At 63.4% G+C, this 15,721-nt stretch carries 12 protein-coding genes; 6 read left to right on the top strand and 6 right to left on the bottom strand.

The features are described from left to right. Window positions 1–167: 167 nt before the first annotated feature. The 3 genes from KO539_RS28550 to KO539_RS28540 form a co-directional block, all read right to left on the bottom strand. On the bottom strand, window positions 168–530 hold the full coding sequence (locus tag KO539_RS28550; RefSeq protein WP_219313604.1) for an Hpt domain-containing protein: 363 nt from the start codon (window positions 528–530) through the stop codon (window positions 168–170). Between the two features lie 22 nt (window positions 531–552). Then, window positions 553–1,203, bottom strand: coding sequence for a uracil phosphoribosyltransferase (gene upp, locus KO539_RS28545; RefSeq protein ID WP_219313602.1), 651 nt, complete (start codon window positions 1,201–1,203; stop codon window positions 553–555). A gap of 145 nt (window positions 1,204–1,348) precedes the next feature. Beyond that, complete coding sequence (locus KO539_RS28540; RefSeq protein WP_219313600.1) at window positions 1,349–3,031, bottom strand: isovaleryl-CoA dehydrogenase; 1,683 nt, start codon at window positions 3,029–3,031, stop codon at window positions 1,349–1,351. A gap of 456 nt (window positions 3,032–3,487) precedes the next feature. On the opposite strand from KO539_RS28540, the gene KO539_RS28535 reads away from it, so the two are divergent. Both KO539_RS28535 and KO539_RS28530 read left to right on the top strand, forming a co-directional pair. After that, a complete protein-coding gene (locus KO539_RS28535) occupies window positions 3,488–5,167 on the top strand; it encodes a putative bifunctional diguanylate cyclase/phosphodiesterase (protein WP_374106500.1) in 1,680 nt (559 codons plus the stop codon). After that, window positions 5,164–6,660, top strand: a complete 1,497-nt coding sequence (locus KO539_RS28530) for an HDOD domain-containing protein (protein WP_035819462.1) — start codon at window positions 5,164–5,166, stop codon at window positions 6,658–6,660. The genes KO539_RS28535 and KO539_RS28530 overlap by 4 nt, the downstream gene beginning before the upstream one ends. Window positions 6,661–6,788: 128 nt before the next feature. Here KO539_RS28530 and aroC read toward each other — a convergent pair whose 3' ends face one another. Continuing rightward, window positions 6,789–7,883, bottom strand: coding sequence for a chorismate synthase (aroC, locus tag KO539_RS28525; protein ID WP_070224428.1), 1,095 nt, complete (start codon window positions 7,881–7,883; stop codon window positions 6,789–6,791). 434 nt (window positions 7,884–8,317) lie between these two features. Between aroC and KO539_RS28520 the strand changes: the two genes are divergently transcribed. Then, window positions 8,318–10,579, top strand: a complete 2,262-nt coding sequence (locus KO539_RS28520) for a bifunctional diguanylate cyclase/phosphodiesterase (protein WP_219313596.1) — start codon at window positions 8,318–8,320, stop codon at window positions 10,577–10,579. A gap of 69 nt (window positions 10,580–10,648) precedes the next feature. Here KO539_RS28520 and KO539_RS28515 read toward each other — a convergent pair whose 3' ends face one another. Both KO539_RS28515 and KO539_RS28510 read right to left on the bottom strand, forming a co-directional pair. Continuing rightward, entirely contained in the window at window positions 10,649–11,095 is a 447-nt protein-coding gene (locus KO539_RS28515) for a CBS domain-containing protein (protein WP_010398828.1), read from the bottom strand. A 128-nt stretch (window positions 11,096–11,223) separates the two neighbouring features. Continuing rightward, the gene (locus tag KO539_RS28510) at window positions 11,224–11,847 is read right to left on the bottom strand and encodes a 2OG-Fe(II) oxygenase (protein WP_219313594.1); all 624 of its coding nucleotides are present in this window, start codon (window positions 11,845–11,847) and stop codon (window positions 11,224–11,226) included. A 284-nt stretch (window positions 11,848–12,131) separates the two neighbouring features. Between KO539_RS28510 and KO539_RS28505 the strand changes: the two genes are divergently transcribed. From KO539_RS28505 to KO539_RS28495, 3 genes are read left to right on the top strand one after another with little or no spacing between them, the layout of a single operon-like run. Then, a complete protein-coding gene (locus KO539_RS28505) occupies window positions 12,132–13,442 on the top strand; it encodes an O-acetylhomoserine aminocarboxypropyltransferase (protein WP_219313592.1) in 1,311 nt (436 codons plus the stop codon). 1 nt (window position 13,443) lies between these two features. Then, window positions 13,444–14,256, top strand: a complete 813-nt coding sequence (locus KO539_RS28500; RefSeq protein ID WP_219313590.1) for an alpha/beta fold hydrolase — start codon at window positions 13,444–13,446, stop codon at window positions 14,254–14,256. A gap of 34 nt (window positions 14,257–14,290) precedes the next feature. Beyond that, on the top strand, window positions 14,291–15,697 hold the full coding sequence (locus KO539_RS28495) for a PoNe immunity protein domain-containing protein (protein WP_219313588.1): 1,407 nt from the start codon (window positions 14,291–14,293) through the stop codon (window positions 15,695–15,697). The last annotated feature ends 24 nt before the right edge of the window (window positions 15,698–15,721 follow it).

Raw genomic sequence — 15,721 nt, 5'->3', positions numbered from 1 at the left:
ACCATTCTTTCGCAAAATAAACTTGCGAACACTACTTTAATAGCCAAATCCCCGTCTTGCGGCGCCCTGTACCAGCGGCATGGAGACACTATATCCTAATCTGCGACGCGAGTGCTTTGCGTTGTATCAAATGAATCATTGCAACCACATTACTATGGCGCGGTCACTTACGCGGTGAAATGGGTGGCAGCCGCGTCGCGTCGCGCCCAGTCCAGCAGCGCCACCACTTGCGCCCGCACGGCAGACCATTCCGCCACCGCTTGCTCAGGGGTGTTGAGCATGGCGCGCACCAGTTGCTCGATGCGCCGGCACTCCTGCCCCAGCGCGGCAAAGCCAAAGGTAGCGGCCGAGCCGGCCACCGCGTGCAGCGCGCGGTGCAGCTCCGTCAACGGCTCCAGGCGGGGGCCTTCGCTGTCGCAGCGGCCGCTTGCCTGCGCAATCGCCTGCAACAGGGCCGGCACGCCAGCCGCATACTTTTCGTTCAGGGCGCGCAAACGCGCGCGGAAATCCGGGTCGATCAAGGTTGCCATCGCAATACTCGCCTGAGTTCGCTTACTTGGTGCCGAAGATGCGGTCACCGGCATCGCCCAGGCCTGGCACAATGTAGGCGTGATCATCGAGGTGCGAATCGAGCGAGGCGCAGAACATCTTGACGTTCGGATGCGCGTTCTGGAACACGGTCACGCCTTCCGGCGCGGCAACCAGCGCCAGGAAGATGATCTGTTCATCCGTCACGCCACGCTTTTTCAGCACGTCGACGGCATACACGGCCGAATTGCCGGTCGCTACCATCGGGTCGCACAAGATAAAGGTACGCTCATTCAAGTCGGGCAGGCGCACCAGGTATTCCACTGGCATGTGGGTGGTGGGATCGCGGTACACGCCGATGTGTCCCACGCGCGCCGATGGCACCAGGTTCAGCAAGCCATCGCTCATGCCGATGCCGGCGCGCAGGATGGGCACGATGGCCAGCTTCTTGCCAGCAATGACGGGCGCGTCGATGGTGACCAATGGAGTCTTGATTTCGCGCGTCGTCAGCGGCAGGTCGCGCGTGATTTCATAGCCCATCAGCAAAGTGATTTCCTTGAGCAACTCGCGGAAGGTGCGCGTCGACGTGTCGTGCTCGCGCATGTGGCTCAGTTTGTGCTGGATCAAAGGGTGATCGGTAATGAACAAATTCGGGAAGCGTGGATCTTGTTTCATCTTGTTTTTCTTTCTCTGTAGCTGGCGCGGCGGCAAGCCTGGGCCGCAAGCGCGCTGTGTATCGATAAAATGATGGATTGCAGCATTATCCCAGCCCCCAGCCCGCCTGTGGCCGGAATTTTCGAAATAATCGGATTTATTGAAATCAATACTCGCGCAGCGCGCGCGCCAGGATGGCCTTGCAATCGGTGCCGGCCGGCAAGCGGCCATACGCGCCGCCAGGCGCTTGCACCAGCCGCGACTGCAGGAAGGCTTGCGCCACAAACGGTGGCGCATGGCGCAGCAGCAAGCCGGCCTGCACGGCCAGCACGATGCGTTCGGATAATTGCCGGGCGCCGAATTCATCCGTTTGCGGCCCGTCCAGGTCGGCCAGCAGCCGCGCGCGGTATGCCGCAAAGTCGGCGTGTTCATCGCCGGCCAGCGCCAGTTCGGCCGCCAGGGCGTCGCGCGCGGCCGGCGACTTGCCGAAGGCGCGCAAGACGTCGAGGCACATGACGTTGCCCGAACCTTCCCAGATCGAGTTGACGGGCAGCTCTCTATATAAACGCGCCAGCGGCGCGTCTTCCACATAGCCGGTGCCGCCCAGCACCTCCATCGCTTCGAAGCCGAAGCCGGGCCCCCGCTTGCAGATCCAGTACTTCCCGGCCGGCGTCAGCACGCGCGCCAGCATCGCTTGCTGCGCATCGTCCTTTTCATCGAAACAGCGGGCCAGGCGCAGCGCGAAGGCCGTGGCAGCTTCCGATTCAAGCGCCAGGTCGGCCAGCACGTTTTGCATCAGCGGCTGCTCGGCCAGCGGCTTGCCGAACACGGCCCGCTGGCGTGCATGGTGCAGCGCCTGCGTCAAGGCGGCGCGCATGATGCCGGTGCTGCCCAGCACGCAATCGAGGCGCGTGTGGCTGGCCATTTCCAGTATCGTGGGAATACCCCGCCCCGGCTGGCCCACCAGCCAGCCGTAGGCATTGGTGAACTCCACTTCCGACGAGGCATTCGAGCGATTGCCCAGTTTATCTTTCAAGCGCTGCACGCGGATGGCGTTGCGGCTGCCGTCGGGCAGATAGCGGGGCAGGAAGAAGCACGACAATCCCCCCTCGTCCGCCTGCGCCAGGATCAGATGGGCATCGCACTGTGGTGCCGAAAAAAACCATTTGTGGCCGACGATGCGCCAGGCGCCGGCAGCCTCGCCGCCGAACAGGGTACGCGCCTCGGCCGGCGGCACAGGCGTCGCGCGCGTGGTATTGCTGCGCACGTCCGAGCCGCCCTGCTTTTCCGTCATGCCCATGCCGACCAGGGCGCCGCGCTTCTGCTCCACGGGCAGCGAGCGGGGATCGTATTCGCGCGAGAGGATTTTCGGCAGCCAGCGCGCAGCGATGTGCGGCAGGTCCAGCGCCTGGCGCAGGGCCGGCACCGAGGCATACGTCATCGTCACGGGACACTGCGTGCCGTTTTCCACCTGTCCCAATAATAGATAGGCAGCCGCGCGCGCCACCTGGGCGCCGGGGCCGGGCGTGGCCCAGGGCGAAGCGTGCGCGCCAGCGCCCACAAGGATGGCCATCAGTTCATGCCAGGCCGGATGGAACAGCACTTCGTCGATGCGGCGGCCAGCCCGGTCGAACTGCTGCAACTCGGGCGTGTGGATATTGGCCAGGCGCGCCAGCGCATAGGTTTCGGCGCGGCCCAGCCTGTCGCCCAGCGCGTCGAGCTCCTGCAAGGCCGCGCCACCGCCCTCGCGCAGCAGCGCTTCGATCAGCGCCGGGTCGCAGGCGAACAGATTGACGTTTTCAAAGGGCGTGGCCTGATTAAAAACTTCATGCGTGTCAAAGGCATTCATGGGAGTCTCCCGCGATTTGTTATCATGGCGCCCTTGCCGTCGCTGGCGCACCGTCAACACCGTCTGCCAGCCAGACTAGCGCAAAGCGCATGGCGGGGCAAGCGCGCCAGTGGAAGCAGGCGCAGATAAATGTTTCCATGTGGAATGAAAATGCCCACATGCCCCGCGCGACATGATTTTTTTCATGGAAGGCAGGAATATTTACAAAACCTGAAGCAATGTTGCTCTATTTCATGTAATCGGGTGCTTTTCAATGATACATTTCGTGTGGATCGCGTTCCGATAGCCGCCCTTTCGGCCCCTATGGCACGCGGCACGCACGACGCAGTCTTTCCGTTGGCGCCCTGCCCTGCAGCGAGCGCCGGCACTGATAACAAAAAGGTAAAAGCCAGCACGATGTTTTCCAGTACCCCATCCGCCGCCCACCGCGAGGCTCGCCACGAGTTGGACAACCTCATGGAAGAGGCAGGCGACGTCGTGTTCCGGCTCGATACGGACGGCCTGATCCTGTTCGCAAGCAAGCGCGCGGCCACCCTGTTTGCCGCGCCCTCGGGCATGTTCGGCCACTTGCTGCTGCCGCTGGCCGCCGAAGCGTCGCGCGCGGCGCTGCAGGCGGCGCTGGAAGACGCCCTGGAAGAACCGGGCCGCCTGGAAGTGCGCCTGCAAACGCCGGATCAGGAGATCTGGTTCGAACTGCGCCTGTCTTCTTATATGAACGCGGCCGGCATGGCCGAACTGCTGGTGGTCGGGCGCGACACGTCGGCCCAGCACAATACGGAAGAACGGCTGCGCCACATGGCCACGCACGACGCGCTCACGGGCTTGCCGAACCGCTTGCTGCTGTCGGACCGCATCCGCATGGTGATCGCCCAGGCCGCGCGTTCGGGCCAGGGCTTTTCCGTCGCCACCATCGGCCTTGATGGTTTCAAAAAGGTCAACGATGGCCTGGGCCACCCGGTCGGCGACGCCGTGCTGCGTCTGGCCGCGGCGCGCCTGCGCAAGACCCTGCGCGACAGCGACACCCTGGCGCGCGTGGGCGGCGATGAATTCGTCGCCGTGCTGCCCGGCAGCGCCACGGACGCGCAGATCAAGCTGGTGACGGGCCGCCTGCTGGCCACCCTGCAGGCGCCGTTCGAAGTCGATGGCCACACGATCTACGTGGGTGCCTCGGTCGGCGTGGCTATCTATCCGCTGCATGCGGAAGATGAAGTGCGCCTGGTGGCACTGGCCGATGCGGCCATGTCGCGCGCCAAGGAAACGGGCAAGGCCCGCTGCCTGGTCTACAGCCCGCGCCTGAATGGCCCGTCGGAACACGATATTTCGCTGGAAGCGGCCATGTTCCAGGCCGTGCGCGAAGGCGAGTTTTTACTCTTTTACCAGCCCATCGTCGACGCGCACACGCGGCAAATCCAGGGTTTCGAAACCCTGATGCGCTGGAAGCACCCGACCCTGGGCCTGGTGCCTCCCGTGCGCTTCATCCCGATTGCCGAAGCCAATGGCCTGATCAACCTGCTGGGCGCCTGGGCGCTGAAGGCGGCCTGCGTGCAGCTCAAGCAGTTCCAGGAAGTGGCCAAGCGGCCGCTGTACATCTCCGTCAACATCAGCCCGCGCCAGTTCCGCAACGACAAATTCCTCGACGTGCTCGATGACGCCATCGCGTTTTCCGGGCTGTCCGGCGAACACCTGGTGCTGGAAATTACGGAAGGCACCCTGATGATCGACCCCGTGCATGCGGAAACCATCCTCGTCAAGATGACGGAGCGCCGCGCGCGCATCGCCATCGACGATTTCGGCACCGGTTACTCCTCGCTCGCGTATCTGAAGCGCTTCCCCATTTCCGTGCTGAAGATCGACCGCACCTTCATCAAGGACTTGCCCGAATCGAGCAAGGATGCGGCCATCTGCAACACCATTCTTGACCTGGCCAAGCATTTGAACCTGTCCGTGGTGGCCGAGGGCGTGGAAACCGAAGAGCAGATGCATTTCATCGAGTCGCGCGGCTGCCAGTATGTGCAAGGCTACCTGACGGGCAAACCGATGCCGGCCCACGCGGCGCTAGCGGCCTTGAGCGACAAAACCTATGCGGCGCTGGTGCCTGCGCCGTCTGCCAATGAACCGCGCGGAGGGGTGCAATGAATCCAGGTCATTTCACGGTGCCGACACAGCTCGGCAAAAACACCCTGGACCTGCTGTGGGCGCGCACGCGCCAGCAGGGCGACATGCCCGGCTTCGCGAAAGCCATCAGCGCCATCCTGGGCGCCATGCGCGGCGAGGACGACCACGAATTCGACATCACGCAGACGGTGCTGTCCGACCCTGTCCTCACGCACAAGGTACTCAGACTGGCCAACAGCGGCATGTACTCGGCCTTCGGCCAGCGCGTCAACACCGTGTCGAAAGCCGTGCTGGTGCTGGGCATCGACGCTATCGGACACCTGGCATTGGGCTTGAAACTGATCGAGGAACTGTCGCAGGCCTCGCCCGATTCCGTCAGCGCCCACGTGGAAATGGAAAAGGCCGTGCTGGCCGGGATGGTGGCGCAGCAGGTGGCCACCAGCGCCGGCAGCCTGCAGGCGGAGCAAGCCGTCGTCTGCTCGATGCTGCACACCCTTGGTCGCATGATGGTGACGTTCTATATGACGGACTTCTGGGCCCGCATGCAGGCGCACGCCGGTCCCGGCAACGAGGCGGCCGCCGCGCGCGAAATCCTCGGCCTGTCGCTGCCGGAAGTGGGCTATGCCACGGCCGCCCACTGGGGCTTGCCGCAGCACCTGATCAACGGCATGCGTCCGATGGACCCGTCGCCGGATAATTCTCCCGTCAGCGGCGCCGACTGGATGGCCGGACTGTCGACGATGGCGGCGCGCTGCGCCGACTCGCTGTGGCATGACGATGCGGCCGGTGCGGCGCAAGTGCATGCGCTGATCGACGATTATGCGGGCACTCTGGGCATCACGGCGACGGACCTGGTGGTGGCCGTGGACAAGGCCAAGGCGATGGCGGCGGCCGACCTGTCGATCGCGCCCCTGTCGAAACCGGCCGAACGGCGCGCGCGCCAGCTGGCGTCCACGCGCATGCGCGCCGAAGGCAACCGCGTGCTGATCGGCGGCCTGGCCGACCTGCGCGGCGCCATCGGCAGCGCCAGTCCGGGACAGATGGTCTCGATGGCGCTCGAAACGCTGCATCAGGGTTTTGATTTTTCACGCTCGGTGGCGTTCGTGCGCAACCACAGGGATCATTTGTATTCGGCGCGCATCAGCATGGGCGAAGGCATGGCCGACCTGCAGGACCTGATGGTGTTTGGCGACGCGTATGAGCCAAACGTCTTCCACGCGGCCCTCAATAGCGACCGCGTGATTTTCATCGACAATGCGCGCGACCCGAAATTTGCCGCCAAGCTGCCGCAATGGTGGAAATCAACGTTGTCGGAAGCGCGCAGCTTCGTCGTGCTGCCCCTGTCGGCCAACGGCCACCCCACGGGATTTTTATATGGCGACTGGGACGACAGCTTCCCGCCAATTCAGCTGAACCAGACGGAATTCAACCTGATAAACGATATCCGAGCGTTGCTGGTGCAGTCGGTGGAGATGCGGCACCAGCTGGAGCTGGTGGCGAATAAAGTGGCGTGACCGGACGCCAACAATGTTGTCGGATTACGCGCTTTGCGCTAATCCGACCTACATTTTGCCGCTACGCATGGCATAGGTCGTAGGTCGGATTAGGGCCGCAGGCCCGTAATCCGACACCACAACATTCCTTACTTCAACTTCGGCGTATTCACGCTGACATCGCCGCATTGCGCGCGGTGCATCAGGGCGTGGTCGATCAGCACCAGCGCCAGCATGGCTTCGGCGATCGGCGTGGCGCGGATGCCCACGCACGGGTCGTGGCGGCCGAAGGTTTCGACCATCACGGGATTGCCTTCCTTATCGATCGAGCGGCGCGGCGTACGGATCGACGACGTCGGCTTGATGGCGATCGAGACACTGATATCCTGTCCCGTCGAGATACCACCGAGTACGCCGCCGGCGTTATTGCCGATAAAGCCTTCCGGCGTCAGTTCGTCGCCGTGCTCGGAACCTTTTTGCGCCACCGAATCGAAACCGGCGCCGATTTCCACGCCCTTGACCGCATTGATGCCCATCATGGCGTAAGCGATGTCCGCGTCGAGCTTGTCGTAGATGGGCTGGCCCAGGCCGACGGGCACGTTTTGCGCGATGACGTCGATGCGCGCGCCGATGGAATCGCCGTCGCGGCGCAACTGGTCCATCGCTGCTTCCATGCGCGCGATCAGGTCCGCGTCGCCGCTGGCGGCAAAGAACGGGTTCGCATGCACGTGCTCCCACGACTGGAACGGCACGGGAATGTCGCCCAGCTGGCTCATGCAACCCTTGAACGTGGTGCCGTACTGCTGCAGCAGCCATTTCTTGGCGATCGCCGCCGCGCCGACCACGGGCGCCGTCAGGCGCGCCGAAGAGCGCCCGCCGCCGCGCGGATCGCGCACGCCGTATTTATGCCAGTAGGTGTAGTCGGCATGGCCGGGGCGGAAGCTTTCCGCGATATTGCCGTAATCCTTGCTGCGCTGGTCTTCATTGCGGATCAGCAGCGCGATGGGCGTACCCGTCGTCACGCCCTGGTACACGCCGGACAGAATCTCCACCGTATCGGATTCCTGGCGCTGCGTCACATGGCGCGACGTGCCCGGCTTGCGGCGATCCAGTTCGGGCTGGATATCGGCTTCCGACAGGATCAATCCAGGAGGACAGCCATCGATCACGCAGCCGATGGCCGGACCATGCGATTCGCCGAAAGTGGTAACAGTAAACAGCTTGCCAAAAGAATTGCCGGACATAGTAGGAAGTGTGAGGACTGGAAAACTCAATTCTACCAGCCTGCGGGGCATGCCATGCCGCTAATGCCACGCCAGGCCCCGATATTCCCCCACCCATCTCGCCATTTTAAAATCCCGCGTATTTTTTCATATAAAAAATACCAGAGATGAGTTGCAATCATGCAATACAACAAATATTGCTCCACAGAATAGATTTAAAAAAACATTTTGCTTATTAAATAGCTATATACTTGGACGATGGACCATCAGAAAATGTGCGATCCTCGGCAGTACCTGAGTGCTACATTTTCGATGCGCCCTGAGTGCATCAGAAATGGTCAGGGCTAGGCGCGGCGCCGAAGACAGTACGCAAGTACGGCGAGGCGCTGCAACAACGCCATGGACATTTCTGATGTGCTCACATCTCGTTCCGAGTCATCCTGGAGAAGCTATACATGCCCGCACCGATCATCCCCCTTGACGCCAACAAGGACGATCACGACGACCTGGTATTCCTCGATGAACAACCAGCGGCGCCCCTGACGGCCGCACCGCGCAGCGTCTGGCGGGTGATGATCATCGACGACGATGAAGACGTCCACTCCACCACCACTTTCGCCCTCGGCAACCTGGAAATGCAGCACCGCCCGCTGGAATTCGTGCATGCGTATTCGGCCGGCCAGGCGCGCGAACTGCTCAAGCATGAAGACGACATCGCCGTCATCCTGCTCGACGTGGTGATGGAACAGGATGACGCGGGCCTGCACCTGGTGCGCTACATCCGCGAAACCCTGAAAATGACGGACGTACGCATCATCCTGCGCACGGGCCAGCCCGGCTATGCGCCGGAAATCGACGCCATCCGCGATTTCGACATCAACGACTACAAGACCAAGTCCGAACTGACGCGCATCAAGCTGTTTACCACGGTGACGGCCGCCATCCGCTCGTATGAGCAGATCCGTTCGATCAGCAGCAGCCGGCGCGGCCTGGACCGTATCGTCCACGCCAGCACGCAGCTGATGGCCCTGCACGGCGTGCAGAATTTCTCGGCCGGCGTGCTGGCGCAGATCGCCGACCTGCTGGGCATCCGCGCCGACGGCGTGCTGTGCGTGCAGGATTTGCAGGACAATGGCGCACGGGAACTGCTCGTTTCGGCCTGCACCGGCAGCTTTTCCAGCTTGCCGCACAGCGCGCTGTGCGGCCTGCAAAACCCGCGCGTGATGGCCGCCATCGAGCACACCCTGGCGCAGCGGCGCAATGTGTACGCGCACGACTACGCCACCCTGTACTTCGCTGGCAAGGCCAGCCGCGACGCGGCCGCCTACCTCGTGCTGCCGCGCCCCCTGTCGGCCATCGATGAAAGCCTGCTGGAAGTCTTCTGCAGCAACGTCGCCGTGGGCCTGGACAACGTCGAGCTGGTGTCGCACCTGCACAATGCCGCCTTCTACGATCAATTGTCGAAGCTGCCCAACCGCACGCGCCTGGTGGAAATCCTCGACGCCACCCTGGCCGGCCCCGCGCGCGACGACGCCACCCTGTCACTGGTGGACCTCGACCATTTTGCCGAGACCAACGACGCGCTGGGACACCAGTTCGGCGACATGCTGCTCGTGGCCGTGGCGGGACGCCTGCAAACCCAGCTGGGCCCCCAGCTGACGGTGGCGCGCCTGGGCGGCGACATCTTTTGCGTGCTGGGCGACTCCTCGCAAGTCAATCCTAACAACATCCTGGCCCTGTTCCAGGCGCCGTTCTGCATCGATGGGCAGGACGTGCAATTGTCCGCCACCCTGGGCCTGGTGCGGCTGGGCGAACATGCGGGCACGGGCGCCGATGCGCTGAAGGATGCCGATATCGCCCTGAAGCGGGCGAAAAGCCAGCAGCGCGCCGGACACTTCTATTTCTCGCGCAGCATGGGCATCGAAATCCGCGAACGAGTGCGCATGATGCACGCGCTGCGCACGGCTTTCAGCCAGGGCCAGCTGTTTGTCGTGTATCAGCCGCAGATCGACCTGACCACGCGCCGCCCCGTGGGCGCCGAAGCGCTGCTGCGCTGGCAGACGCCGGACGGCAAATTCATCTCGCCCGACCGCTTCATCCCGATTGCCGAGTATTCGGGCATCATCATCGACCTCGGCGAATGGGTGCTGCGCACGGCATGCCGCGAACTGGTGCTGCTGCGCGAGCAGGGCCACCGCAACTTCGTCATGTCCGTCAACGTGTCGCAGGTGCAGTTCCGCCACCCGCTGTTCCTGGAAATGCTGCGCGCGGCGCTGGAAGAGACGCAGGCGCCGCCCGAATTCATCGAGCTGGAAATCACGGAATCGATGGCCATGGAAGAGCCGGACCTGCTGATCAAAATGCTGTGGCAGATCAAGCAGACGGGTGTCAGCATCGCCATCGACGACTTCGGCACGGGTTTTTCCTCGCTATCCTATTTGCAGCGCCTGCAGGTCGACCGCCTGAAGATCGACCGCGCCTTCGTCACCGAGATCACGGGTTCCGCGCGCGGCAGCAGCATCGCCGAAATGGTCATCCAACTGGGCCGCAACCTGGGCCTGGCCGTGATCGCGGAAGGCGTGGAAGACGAGCGGCAGGCGCAAATTTTGCAGGCCCTGGGCTGTCCGATGGCGCAAGGGTTCCTGTTCGCCCGCCCGATGACGGCCACGGCGCTGGGCACCTGGCTAAACAACGAAGCGTTGCAGGGCGCTGCCTAGGCATCACTTTGAATCAACCATGCAAAACGCCGGCAGTTGCCGGCGTTGTTTTTACTCGATCAGCGTCGCTTAATCGGTGGTTTCGGCCGGCCAGTCGCGGATATACGCTTTCAGCATCTGGTTCTCGAAACTTTGCGCTTCGAGCACGGCGCGCGCCACGTCGTAGAAGGAAATGACGCCCAGCAAGGTCTTGGCGTTCATGACGGGCAGGTAGCGTGCGTGTTTTTCCAGCATTATGCGGCGCACTTCGTTGACTTCCGTATCCGGCGTCACGGTGATCGGGTGGTCATCCATGTGCTTGCGCACGGTGCCGCCGCCGATCTGGCCCGCGTTTTCATGCAGCGCGTTGAGCACCTCGCGGAAGGTCAGCATGCCGACCAGGTCGCCAAATTCCATGACCACCAGCGAACCGATGTCCTTTTCAGCCATGGTATTGGCCGCGTCAAGCAGGGGCTGGTCAGGCGTGACCGTGTAGAGGATATTGCCCTTGACTTGGAGAATTTCAGATACTTTCATATTGGCCGTCCTGTCCGCGTGATTGGTATTTTAGTTATTCTAGCCCTTACTGCGACTGTAGCCTATGCCTGCGGAAAAATCCAGCCTTGCGCGCAATCAAATCGAGGGGGATTGCGCGCACCTTTTCGTTACGCTCTGCGGCGGAACCAGCCGGCGATGGACAGGCGTTCGCGCGCTGTCGGCAGCACTTCGTGCAGCATCTCGCCCGACATGAACATGGCCATGCGTCCCGCTTGCGGCAAGACATCCACCACAGGCGCGCCTTGCGGATGCAGGCGCAGCGCGCCGCCGTGCCCGGGCAGCCAGTCGTCGTTCAGGTACAGCACGACGGACACGGTGCGCTTGTCGTCATCGCGGAAACGGTCCAGATGGGCACGGTAAAAGGCGCCCGGCGCGTACAGGGCGAAATGGCTTTCGTACTCTTCCAGTCCCAGGAACAATTCGCGGTTGAGCATGCAACGCAGCGCTTCCATGTGCGCCAGGTAGCGGTCGCACGCCTCTGAACGACCCGGTTCCAGCCATTCGATATGGTCGCCGCGGATGTCCGGCTGCAGCAGCGGTGCATGGCCGCTGCCCACGCCGGCGCCCTTCATCTTGCCGCTGAGCATGGATTGCACGCATTCGGCGGCCAGCTGGCGGCTCAGTTCAGGGGAGATGAAATGCTCTTGCATGAGCCAGCCTGCGTGGCACAGGCCGTCGACGATAGAAGGTCCGGGTACGGCGAGGTCGCCGTCGAACGATATTGCGGGCATAAAATCTTTCCTGGTGGACATGCGATGAGAGTTCGCCTGAAGCCCAGGATTTCGCTGGCACGTAGCAGCCTTCCCTGCGGCGCGGCGCACGCGCACAGGTCAAACAGCCCGAATATCGCTGATCCGGTATCCTACCACCGCCACACCGCGCCGGTCACTTTTTTTACACCGCAGCTTACACGCGCTGCTCGCCAGCACGGCGCCATGCGCCCTGCACGAGAGCCCTTTTGCTCAGAGGTAAATCAGGTTACGATCTTGCCACTATAAAACTTGGCGGAGACACCATGAGCGGCCCGAAATACCCCGGTTTCGATACCTTATCCCTGCATGCGGGCGCCGCGCCCGACCCGGCCACGGGCGCGCGCGCCACGCCCATCCACTTCACGTCTTCGTTTGCCTTCAAGAGTTCCGAGCACGCGGCTTCGCTGTTCAATATGGAGCGGGCCGGCCACGTGTATTCGCGCATCTCGAATCCCACCAACGCCGTGCTGGAAGAGCGCATCGCCGCCCTCGAAGGCGGCGTGGCCGGCATCGCCACGGCCAGCGGCCAGGCCGCCATGCACCTGGGCTTGTCCACCATCGCGGGCGCCGGATCGCACGTCGTCGCCTCGCGCGCCCTGTACGGCGGCTCGCACAACCTGCTGGCCTACACCTTGAAACGCTTCGGCATCGAGACGACGTTTGTCGACCCGCGCGACGTGGACGCCTGGCGCGCCGCCATCCGGCCCTCTACCCGCGTGCTGTTTGCCGAAACCCTGGGCAATCCCGGCCTCGACGTGCTGAACATCCCGCAAATTGCCGCGCTGGCGCACGAACACCAGCTGCCGCTGATGCTCGATTCGACGTTTACCACGCCGTATTTGCTGCGCCCCTTCGAGCATGGCGCCGACCTGGTGTTCCACTCGGCCACCAAATTCCTGTGCGGGCATGGCACGGCCATCGGCGGCCTGCTCGTCGATGGCGGCACCTTCGACTGGCAAACGGCATACGACAAGACGGGGCGTTTCGCCGAACTGTGCGAGCCGTATGACGGCTTCCACGGCATGGTCTTCGCCGAGGAATCGACTGTAGCGCCGTTCGCCCTGCGCGCGCGGCGCGAAGGCTTGCGCGATTTCGGCGCCGTCATGAGCCCGCACAATGCCTTCGCCATCTTGCAGGGCATCGAAACCCTGGGCTTGCGCATGGACCGCCACGTGGCCAATACGCGCAAAATCATCGACTTTTTGCTGGCCAATCCGGCCGTGGAGTCCGTGTCCTACCCCGAACTGCCGTCGCACCCCGATTACGAGCTGGCGAAAACCCTGCTGCCGAAAGGCGCGGGCGGCGTGTTTACCTTCCGCCTGCGCGGCGACCGTGCAGCGGGCCAGCGCTTTGTCGACAGTCTGAAAATATTCTCGCACCTGGCCAACGTGGGCGACGCCAAGTCGCTCGTCATCCACCCCGCCTCCACCACGCATTTCCGCGTGCCCGACGACCAGCTGGCGCAGGCGGGCATCACGCAGGGCACCATGCGTCTGTCCGTCGGCCTGGAAGACGCCGATGACTTGATCGAAGACCTGGCCCGTGGCCTGAAACTGTCGCAGAAAGGCGCCTGAGATGCTGCTCACCATCGACAACACCACGGCTTACTGCTACACGGGTGGCAAACCATTCAACCCGAACCAGCCGACGGCCGTTTTCATCCACGGCGCGCAGAACGACCATTCCGTGTGGGCCCTGCAGACGCGCTACTTTGCCCACCACGGCTGGAACGTGCTGGCCGTGGATTTACCGGGCCATGGGCGCAGCCTGGGCGCGGCGAAAACCACGGTGGAAGAGCTGGCGCGCTGGATACTGGCCGTGCTGGATGCGGCCGGCGCGGCCAGGGCCCTGCTGGTCGGCCACAGCATGGGTTCCTTGATCGCGCTGGAAGCAGCATTCCTGGCGCCCGGGCGTGTCAGCCACCTGTCCATGCTGGGCTCCACCTACCCGATGAAGGTCTCGCCGGCGCTGCTGGAAACGTCGCTCAACGATGAACAGGCGGCCATCGACATGGTCAATATCTGGTCGCACTCGTCGATCGCGCAAAAGCCGTCGTTCCCCGGCCCCGGCTTTTATGCCATGGGCGGCGCGCGGCGCTTGAAACAGCGCATCGCCACCCTCAACCCCGATCATGTGTTTCACACGGATTTTTTCGCCTGCGATGCCTACGCGAACGGCGGAATCGCCGCCGCTTCGGTACACTGTCCGACTTTATTTATTTTCGGCGCGCGCGACATGATGACGCCGCCCAAATCGACCCGCCTGCTCACGTCTGCCATCGCGCATGGCACGGTGGTGCAAGTCGACAGCGGGCACGAATTGATGGCCGAGCAGCCGGACGCCGTGCTCGACGCGTTGTTTGCGTTTGCGCAAACGGCAGCAGTATAAGCACCCGCCACGCGGACTTTTTTAGGATAGACGAATGATGTTGTTGAATACCCTGCACGATGAATTGACTGGCCGCGGCAGCGGCACGGAAGCGGAGCGGCACGAACGCTATAAATGGCTGGAACAGCTGCGCTTCACTAACCCGCTGGCGGACGAAGGCGGCCCCATGGCCGGCATTCCATACTACCAATGGTGCCGGCTGCCGCAGGCGCTCGTCGTGGCGGGCCAGCACACGGATCTGCTGGTCGGCACCACGAGCTCCCAGTACCTGGTCTTCGAGGGCCGCCACGCGGCCGCCTTCGCGGCCGAACTGGGCCTGCAATACGACGCCAACAACCGCATCGACCGCCCCGGCGGCCTCGACGAACTGCTCGACGCCTATGAAGAGCAGGAGGACGGCAGCTGGGCGACCTTGCCGAATGAACCGCCAGCGGCACCGCTGGCCGGCTGGGACGATGTGTACTTCCGCGTGCGCGACCTGAGCGACGGCAGGACCATCCAGAGCGTGACCACCATCGCCTACGAGAGCAGCCGCTTCCCTGGTTACACCCTGCTGGGCACGACCTTTGTGGGCGTCGGGGCCATCGTCCACGACGACGAAACGGCGCAGTATATGCAGCAAATCTTCGCCGACTGGGCCATCCAGCGCGAATGCGCCGCCACCTGCCCGGTTGCATCCACGCCCTGGCCCCACGCGCCGCGCCAGGTGCCGCCCGAGACGTTCGGCACTGCGTTCGACTTTGGCCGCAACCTCGCTTACCTCGACGCCCTGCTGGCCGCCTACGGACGCGCGCAGGCGCAGGCGGAAAACGACGGTGGCGACGCGGCTTACTGGGCGTGCGCCGCCGCCAGCACGGCTTACCAGGTCTTCTCGCTACGCTACACGGCAGGTTTGCCCTTGCCTGACGTGGAACCGGCGCTGGAAACGGCCGTCGCCGCCTGCGAAACGGCGCGCGCGGCCCTGGCCGCAGCCTACGATGACGACGCCTTGCCGGCCTTTGATTTCGAACAATTGACGGATTACGCGCGCACCCTGCAGCTGCTGGGCGCGACCCTGCTGTTCGGCCGCCACGACCTGACTGCCCGCCTGGCCGCCCTGCAGACGGCCTTCGATGGCGAAGACGGCGTGTACGAGGCGCTACTGTCCACCGTTGATCCCCAGCGTCCCGCCGTCGACGAATGGTATTTCGCAGAACCCTATTCAGCCCTGTTCGAGTGCCTGGATGCGGACGATGCCGCGCAGCAGCTCGATCACCTGCAACACTACCTGGCAAGCTGGCACGGCGCACTGGTGCGCGAAGACTGGTTCAACGGCCATTTGCGCGCGCAAGGCTTGGGCGGCTACTACGGCCTGTGGGCTTTCGAGGCGGCCGCCGCGGCCAAACACCTGGGACTGGAGCGCAGCGCGCTGGCCCACTGGGTCATGCCGCCATCGCCCTGAATCCCCCGTTCACTTTCAGACAAA

The organism is Janthinobacterium sp. NKUCC06_STL (genome assembly GCF_019345455.1).
Taxonomy (GTDB): Bacteria; Pseudomonadota; Gammaproteobacteria; order Burkholderiales; family Burkholderiaceae_D; genus Janthinobacterium; species Janthinobacterium rivuli.
The sequence above is the reverse complement of the archived record's forward strand: the minus strand, read 5'-3'. Positions and strand labels throughout refer to the sequence as shown.